The following is a 7,012-nucleotide window of genomic DNA, read 5'->3' as shown; positions in this document are numbered from 1 at the left end:
GCAGACGCTCGGGCTTCTGGTCGAACACCTTGGTCTGCATCGACGAGACGAAGCTCGCGCGCCGCACCGCAAAGGCGCTGCGCATCTGGGCGCGGGCGGCCTCGCGCACCTCGCGCCCACCGGCGTGCATGCCGCGGGCGACGGCGGCGTGGATCGCCTGCCTGCGCTCGGCGCTCCAGGCCGAGAGTTGCCTCGGATCGAGCAGCCCGGAGGTGGCCAGCGTCAGACGCACGGCTCAGCCCTCCAGCAGCTCGCGTTGCAGTCGTTCGATGGCGGCCCGCTCGCCCTGGGCCGCCACGGCGTGCAGCGCCAGCCGCAAGGCCAGTTGCTGCCGCTCGATCCGTGCGTCGGCGTCCAGCAAGGCCCGCGCCTGCGGCAGCGTGTAGCGCATCACGTCATCGAGCCGGTGCCCGGCGCGGATCAGGCGGGCGACGGCGCCGTCCCAGCCCGAATCTGGCCCAGGGTCGGGGCCAGCCGCTGCGCCGCGCCCTGGATCGCCGGTGCGAGCTGCCCCACAAAAAAATCCGCGTTCACCTCGAACACGGCTGCCGCGAGCGTCACGGCCTCATCCAGCGCCAGATCGTTCACCCAGGCCCGATCGCGCCGAGTGGTCAGGGCCAGCAGATCCAGCATCGCCTCGCCGTGCCGCGCCAAGAGGTCGAGCCAGTCCGGCTCGGCCGACAGATCCGAAGCAATAGGCCGCACCACGGCCAGCAGCCGTGGCAGCTCCCCCAGGCGGATCGGCGTGAGCTCCACCGTGGTGCCGGCCACGGCCACTACTTTCGGCGCGGGCGGGAAGGTCTGGAAGTCGGTGCTCGTGTGGGTCATCGCCATCCCCTTACAAGAGCACGAGGCGGCCGAACTGGCCCAGATCGCCGCCGATCGGCTTGGTGAGGTCGGCCAGCACCTGGCCGGAGAGTTCGAACTTGAGCAGTTCGTCGGTGATGATCGACAGTTCCTTGGCCGGGTTGATGGCCACACGGTACAGATCGATCACCACCTCGCGGTTGCCGTCGGCGGTGTTCAGACCCTCGAAGCGGATCCAGCGCTCGGGCAGGGCCTGGGTGAACATCGCCGTGCGGCTGGCCGCCCCATAGGCATAGTCCACCGTGAAGGGCTCGGTATAGGGGCCGCCGGTGGTGGCGTCCAGGATCAGGAGCGACCCGTGCTTGGCGTGCACCTGATACTGCGCGGCCGGCAGCGTCTTGGGCGGGCTATCGGAGTCCTGGACCTGCACCGCCGAGACGTTCTGGTGCGCGAGCGGATAGAGATGCCCGGGCGTGATTGGGTTGGGCAGCGCTTCGCCCGTGACCGTGCCCGGCGTGACCTGGGTGCTGTGGCCGTAGAGCGCCAGCGCCAGGTTGGCCGGGATGAGTTCTTCCAGCGTGCAGGCGAACTCGCCCTTCTTGGTCTTGATGAGTTGCAGGTCCGTGAGGCGCTGGCCGGACTGCGCCTCCTGGTGCTCGATCGTGTCCACCGACAGCGATACCTTGAGTTCCGGCACGTTGCCGACGAAGGTGAGCCCGGCCGGGTTGCCGGCCGAGTCGCGCGCGCCGATGTAGACGCGGCCCTGTCCAGAGAAGTAGGGCATGGTCAGTCTCCTTGGGTGGCCGCCGTCGTGGAAGCGCCGGAGGCCGGCTCGCGACGGGCGGGTTTGGCGTCGAGGGTCGGGGTGGCCGCCTTGGCCACGCCCTGTGCGATCAGCCAGCGGGCGCTGGTCTCATGGAGGTCGATGCGCTCGCCCACGGCGAGGCGCTGTCCCGCGTGGGTGTGGGGTCTCAGCAGTTCGATGTGCATGTGGGTCATCCTGTCTGGGTGAGGTCGATGGCGTGGGTGCGGTAGCGGATCTCGTAGCGCGCAGGCAGCAGCACGGCCCCGGCGTCGGCGTCCTCGGCCTCCCACTCGGCGTCGATCTCGCGCACGGCGATGCACAGCCCGCCGAGGTTGGGGTCGGCCAGAAGCGCCGCGTGGGCCGTGACCAGCAGCTGGTCGGCCACCTCGAAGGCATCCGCGCCGCGCGCCACCACCGCGAGCCGCACGATGAGCAGCCGGTCGACCAGGTGGTTGGCGCGGGCGGTGATCTGGTCGCCTTCGGCCAAGAGCAGCAGCGCGGGGCTGGCCTCGCGGGTGAGCGGCACCGTGGGCTGGCGCAGCACCGGGATGGGCGCGATCGCAGCGCCCAGCCGCGTGACGATCGCCCGCAAGAGGCGCTCGCGGATGGAAGGCATGGGGAAGTCCTCAGAGCCGGGTGAGCCAGGCGCGACACTCGCTGCCGTCGCCGATCGCCCGCACGTCGCGCACCTGGTAGGTATTGCCGGCCACCTCGACCGTGTCGCCGACGGCCAGCGTCAGCCACGCGGCCGGGTAGTCGATCTGGTGGTCGCGCGACAGCGCCAGGCCCTCGAGCACCGTCTCGTCCGGGGCGCGGAAGGCGCAGGGCACGGTGGTTCCGGCCACCGTGACGGGGGTCAGGAGGCCGGCGTTGCGGGCCGATGCGTACAGCGTTTCGACATCCATCAGGACGCCAGCACCTTCACCAGCACCGCCGGTCGGTGGCACATCGGCAGCGGGTTGGACTGGGTGTGGATGTCGGTGCCGCGGTCGAACTTGCGCGGCTCCTGCTTGGCGTACAGCGGCTGGCCCAGCGTATTGGCCGTCTCGTTGAAGTCGGCCGGCGCAAAGTAGGTGGCGAAGGTGTCCACCGTGCCCAGCGGGAAGGCGTGGCCTTCGCCCGCGGCGATGAAGCGGCGCGTGGTGTCGCCGTCGCTGGCCTCACCCGAGTATTCCTCGAAGGTGATGCCGGCGAAGGTAAAGCCCGCGCGCATGTCCGAGCGCAGGGCCAGGCTGTCCTGCCAGCGATCATAGGCGGCGACGACCTTCTCATGGCTGGTCAGTGCATCGAAGAACTCCTCGGACACCAGGCAGTGGATGCCGGTCATGCGCTCGCCCATGAGGTTCTTCTCCATGTAGCGCTTGAGGTCGAGGCACTTCTTCTTGACGTCGGTGCCCGGGTTGCTGAGCTGGAAGTTGATGACCTTGGGCGTGATCTCGAACAGCGTGAACAGGTTGTAGATCTCGGTGCCGTCGGCATCGAGGATGCTGCCTTTCAAGGCGCCCATGCGCAGGTGTTCCAGGGTGATGGCGTGCTTGTTGCGCATCGCCTGGAGGTGCTCGGCCATCACCGCCGCCACGGTCTGCACCTCGGTCTCCGAGCCGAAGGCGCGGATGCCCTGGACCTCCTCGGGCAGCACCACGTCGTCGTGGGGGATGTGCGGGATGCCGAACGAGCGCAGCTTGCGCTTGCCACGCTTGGCCACCGTGCCGGGCGAGCCCACAGGCATCGTCGGCAGCAGGGTGAGCACGCCGTTCTTCTCCTCCACGGCGACCGAGCGGAAGCGCACCGGCTTGGCCGGGAACAGGCCCATCTCGTCCAGGCGGCCGTAGTTGTTGGGCAGCAGGTTGATGGCGGCGGTCAGCGCCGCCATCGAGAAAGCGGGGTTCTCGAAGGGGTTGTTCATGGTCAGACTCCTTTGCGCACGAGGATGCCCAGGCTCTTGAGCTGCGCGATGGCAGCTTGTTTTTCTGAGGCGGTGATGGCGGCGGGCCACGCCAGGGCGTGATCGGCGACGATGGCGTGGCGGGCCAGCATCAGCCCGTCCTCGCGGTCGATCAGCGTGGCGTCCACGGCCTGCATCAGCACGCCTGCGGCCACCTGGCTGCCATCGGTAGCCGACGGATCGATCTGCTTGACCTTGCCGGTGGCGGTGACCAGGCCGACGACCGCACCCAAGGGCAGGTTCTGACCCGCGCCGACGGTGACCTGGTCACGGGAATAGAGATTGGGCGCTTCGTACTTCAGAAGATCGCCCAGGTTCAGGCCTTCGGTGATGGCGGGCATGTCACTTCTCCTTGCCGGCGCGGGCGCGGGCTGCCTGCACCAGGGGGTTGTCGTGGAGGGATGGGGGATTCGGCTTGGCCGCATCCGGCGCGATGTGGCTGTGGATCTCCTGCCCGCTGGCGCGGGCGGCGAGCAGCTGGCTGCGCACCTGAGCGGGCGAGGTGCGTGCCGCGAGGTAAGCGGCGATGCGCTCAGGGCAGCCCGCCAGCGCGCACAGCTCGGCGATCTCCTGCGCGTCGTCAATGGTCATTGGCGGATGCGCGCCAGCAGCGCGATCAGGATCAGCGCCAAGCCCAGGATCAGCAGAGGTTCCGGGTTCATTCATGAAGGGCTCCAGTCGTGGTGGGTGAAGGTGTCCCGGCGTCGTGCTGGCGCGCGTCGCTGGGGTTGAAAGGGCCGCGGTCAAATCGGCCAGCAGGTCATCGAAGGTGCCGACGGCATCGGCCAGCCCTGCCGCGACGGCGTCCTGCCCGAAGAACACACCGGCTTCGGTGGCGCGCACCGCGTCCGTGCTCAGGCCGCGATGGCGGGCCACGGTGTCGACGAACAGGCCGTAGATCCGATCCACCTCGCGCTTGAGCAAGGCGTGGGCTTCGTCTGAGATCGGCTCGTGCGGGTTGAGGTCGTTCTTGCGCGCGCCGGCGAAGACGGTCGTGTACCGGATGCCATCCTGGGCATCGCGCACCGACTGGTCGGCGTGCATGGCGATGACGCCAATCGAGCCGACCCCCGCGGTGCGGGTGACCACGAGGCGGCTGGCGGCCGAGCCGATGGCGTAGGCGGCCGAGTAGGCCATGTCGTTGGCCAGCGCCCACACCGGCTTGATCTGCGCGGCTGCACGCACCCGGTCGGCCAGGTCGAACACGCCGCCGGACTCGCCGCCGGGTGAGTCGATGTCCAGCACGATGGCCGCGACCGCTGGGTCAGCGATGACCGCATCCAGCTGCGCGGCGATGTCCTGGTAGCTGGTCAGTCCTGAGGCGGCTTCCAGCCCGCCAGTGCGCCGCACCAGCGTGCCGTGGATCGGCAAGACGGCGATGCCTGCCTTGGCGGCGGGCGGGCTGCGCAGAGGGGGAATTGGCGGTAGGGCTTCTCCACCCGCCAAACCGATGCGCGGCCCCAGCACGGCGAGGATGACCTCGAGTTTCGGGCGATGGATCAGCAGCGGCGCGCCAAACAGACGCGCCGCCAGATGCGGCAACGGGGTCATGCGGGTTCCTTCAGGCGGGCGGCGCTGGGCTTTCGGCAGCCTGTGCGAGGGGCTCGGTGCTTCCGCCGCCCTTGGCCGTGCGGCGCGGATCGGAGTCGAAGATCAGGCCGAGGTCGTCGGCGCGACGGTTGTCGGCGGCAATCTCGCGATCCACATCCTCGGCGTCGTAGCCAAAGGCCGAGATCGCTTCCGAGCGGCTCATGAGGCCCGCGCGGATCGCCAGCAGCATCGCCTTGAACTCTTTTTCAGGGTCGACCCACTGCCAGCCCTGGGGAATCCATTTGCAGGCCAGGTAGTCCCGCCGGCGGCGGGCGTAGCCGGGCGCTGTGAGGCTGCCGGCCAACACGGCCTGATCGAGCCAGGCGTTCCACACCGGGCGGCACAGCTGGTGCACCAGCACGCCATGCTGAATCGCCTCGGTGCGGCGGCGGAACTCCAGCATCCCGGCGCGGATGGAGGAGTAGTTCACGCCGGAGAGATCGCCGGTCAGCTGCTCATAAGTCACGCCGATGGCGGCGGCAACCGCGCGAAACTGCGCGCGCAGGAATTCGCCGTAGCTGCCGCCCACGTCGGCCGGATCGGAGAACTTCACATCCTCGCCCGGCTCCAGGATTTGCAGGGTCCCCGGTTCCAGCCCCGCCAACGCGATACCGGCCTCGTTGGCGACGCCTTCTCCCATCAGGCTGTCCTCGGGAGCGAGCCGCGTGATGAAGCCGGCGAACATCGCGGCGGTTTTCTTGCGCACGAGTTCGGCGTCGTCGTACTGGTCGAGCTCGTTGAGCTTGACCAAGGCGCGTGCGAGCCATGGCTCGCCGCGGATCTGGCCGGGGCGCAGCACGCGGTAGAGGTGCATGATCTCGGATGCCGGTACGCGAACCGTCTCCTGCCCGCCCTGGCCCGACATGGGCGCAAGCCGCCCATCTTCGGGGTGGGAGCGATACAGGTGGTAGGCCACGCGCCGCCCCAGGCTGTCGAACTCGATGCCGGCGCGCACGACGTTGCCCGAGGGCAGTTCCGTGTTGAGATGCAGCGGCAGATGCTCGGCTTCGAGAAGCTGCAATTGCAGCGGCACGATCAGGCCGTCCTCCGGACGCCGCCAGCGCAGGCGAATCAGGCACTCGCCCCCCTCGAGCATGGCCCGGCAGGCGAGCGCCTGCAGGCCGTAGAAGTCGGTCTGCCCGGTGGTGTCGGCCACCTCCGTCCAGTCGCGCCACAGCGCCTGCACGTCGGCGCGGAAGGCTTCATCCTCGGCCATCGACTGCGGTTTGATGCCAGTGCCCACCGCGTTGGCGACGAACGCCTCGATACCGGCATTGGCCCAGGCGTTGCGCCGCACCAGGTCGCGGCTCTTGGTGCGCAGTTCGGCGCTCGTGGCCAGCATCGCCGCCACCGCGCCGGGGTTACCGGGCATCCACGCCAAGGAGCGACGGCCACGGCCGGCAGCCTCGTGCACCGGCGCCCCACCAAACAGACTGCGGATCTTCGCGTACCAGGCCATCAGAACCCCTTGCTCGTGGTGATGCGGATCTGCCGCGGCGCGCCGGGCCACAGCCCCGTGGCAGCCGCCTGCTCGAACAGGTCGCGCTTGACCGCCGCGATCGCAGCCTGCAGTTCCTCGACACTGCGGTACTCGACGGTCTTGTCGCCGAAGCTCACGCGTTTTTCGCCTTTGGCCAGCGCCGCTTCCAAGGCTTCGAGGTGGGCTTGGGTATAGGACATCAGCGGTAGACCACGAGGTTGATTTCGGGGGAGTCGGCGAAGGACGCCGCGGTGGTCGCGCAGCCCACATCGACGTGCGTCGGCGTCTTCTCATCCAAGGTCGAGCGCACGATCAGCAGCCGCTGCGTGCCCGTGTTGGTGTTGCTGCGGGCCACACCCACCCAGCAGTAGTTCGCATCCGGCAT

The 7,012-nt window shown here is 69.0% G+C and carries 12 protein-coding genes and 1 pseudogene; all 13 read right to left on the bottom strand.

The features are described from left to right. Positions 1–232: DUF6441 family protein (locus tag ACK42S_RS13845; protein ID WP_409708620.1), on the bottom strand; the 232-nt coding region annotated here is incomplete at its 3' end. Positions 233–235: 3 nt separating this feature from the next. Further along, positions 236–391, bottom strand: a complete 156-nt coding sequence (locus tag ACK42S_RS13840) for a hypothetical protein (RefSeq protein ID WP_409708617.1) — start codon at positions 389–391, stop codon at positions 236–238. Positions 392–420: 29 nt separating this feature from the next. Further along, entirely contained in the window at positions 421–828 is a 408-nt protein-coding gene (locus ACK42S_RS13835) for a DUF6631 family protein (protein WP_409708614.1), read from the bottom strand. A gap of 10 nt (positions 829–838) precedes the next feature. Continuing rightward, positions 839–1,591, bottom strand: a complete 753-nt coding sequence (locus ACK42S_RS13830) for a hypothetical protein (protein ID WP_409708611.1) — start codon at positions 1,589–1,591, stop codon at positions 839–841. A 2-nt stretch (positions 1,592–1,593) separates the two neighbouring features. Then, positions 1,594–1,797, bottom strand: coding sequence for a hypothetical protein (locus tag ACK42S_RS13825; RefSeq protein WP_409708608.1), 204 nt, complete (start codon positions 1,795–1,797; stop codon positions 1,594–1,596). 5 nt (positions 1,798–1,802) lie between these two features. Further along, positions 1,803–2,228 (bottom strand): hypothetical protein, encoded by a 426-nt coding sequence (locus ACK42S_RS13820; protein ID WP_409708605.1) that lies wholly within the window; start codon positions 2,226–2,228, stop codon positions 1,803–1,805. Between the two features lie 10 nt (positions 2,229–2,238). Then, positions 2,239–2,517, bottom strand: a complete 279-nt coding sequence (locus ACK42S_RS13815; protein WP_409708602.1) for a hypothetical protein — start codon at positions 2,515–2,517, stop codon at positions 2,239–2,241. Then, the gene (locus ACK42S_RS13810; protein WP_409708599.1) at positions 2,517–3,518 is read right to left on the bottom strand and encodes a major capsid protein; all 1,002 of its coding nucleotides are present in this window, start codon (positions 3,516–3,518) and stop codon (positions 2,517–2,519) included. Before ACK42S_RS13810 ends, ACK42S_RS13815 begins: the two co-directional genes overlap by 1 nt. A gap of 2 nt (positions 3,519–3,520) precedes the next feature. Beyond that, entirely contained in the window at positions 3,521–3,898 is a 378-nt protein-coding gene (locus ACK42S_RS13805; RefSeq protein WP_409708596.1) for a head decoration protein, read from the bottom strand. A gap of 1 nt (position 3,899) precedes the next feature. Next, a complete protein-coding gene (locus tag ACK42S_RS13800) occupies positions 3,900–5,108 on the bottom strand; it encodes a S49 family peptidase (RefSeq protein ID WP_409708593.1) in 1,209 nt (402 codons plus the stop codon). A 10-nt stretch (positions 5,109–5,118) separates the two neighbouring features. Further along, complete coding sequence (locus ACK42S_RS13795) at positions 5,119–6,606, bottom strand: phage portal protein (RefSeq protein ID WP_409708590.1); 1,488 nt, start codon at positions 6,604–6,606, stop codon at positions 5,119–5,121. Beyond that, positions 6,606–6,827, bottom strand: coding sequence for a phage head-tail joining protein (locus tag ACK42S_RS13790; protein ID WP_009518242.1), 222 nt, complete (start codon positions 6,825–6,827; stop codon positions 6,606–6,608). Before ACK42S_RS13790 ends, ACK42S_RS13795 begins: the two co-directional genes overlap by 1 nt. Continuing rightward, a pseudogene (locus ACK42S_RS13785) lies at positions 6,827–7,012 on the bottom strand (hypothetical protein); the annotation flags it as partial. The pseudogene ACK42S_RS13785 and the gene ACK42S_RS13790, both read right to left, overlap by 1 nt.

Origin of the sequence: Caldimonas sp. (assembly GCF_046289365.1) — a bacterium.
Lineage (GTDB): Bacteria > Pseudomonadota > Gammaproteobacteria > Burkholderiales > Burkholderiaceae_C > Caldimonas.
This window is presented reverse-complemented; position numbering and strand designations above follow the sequence as displayed.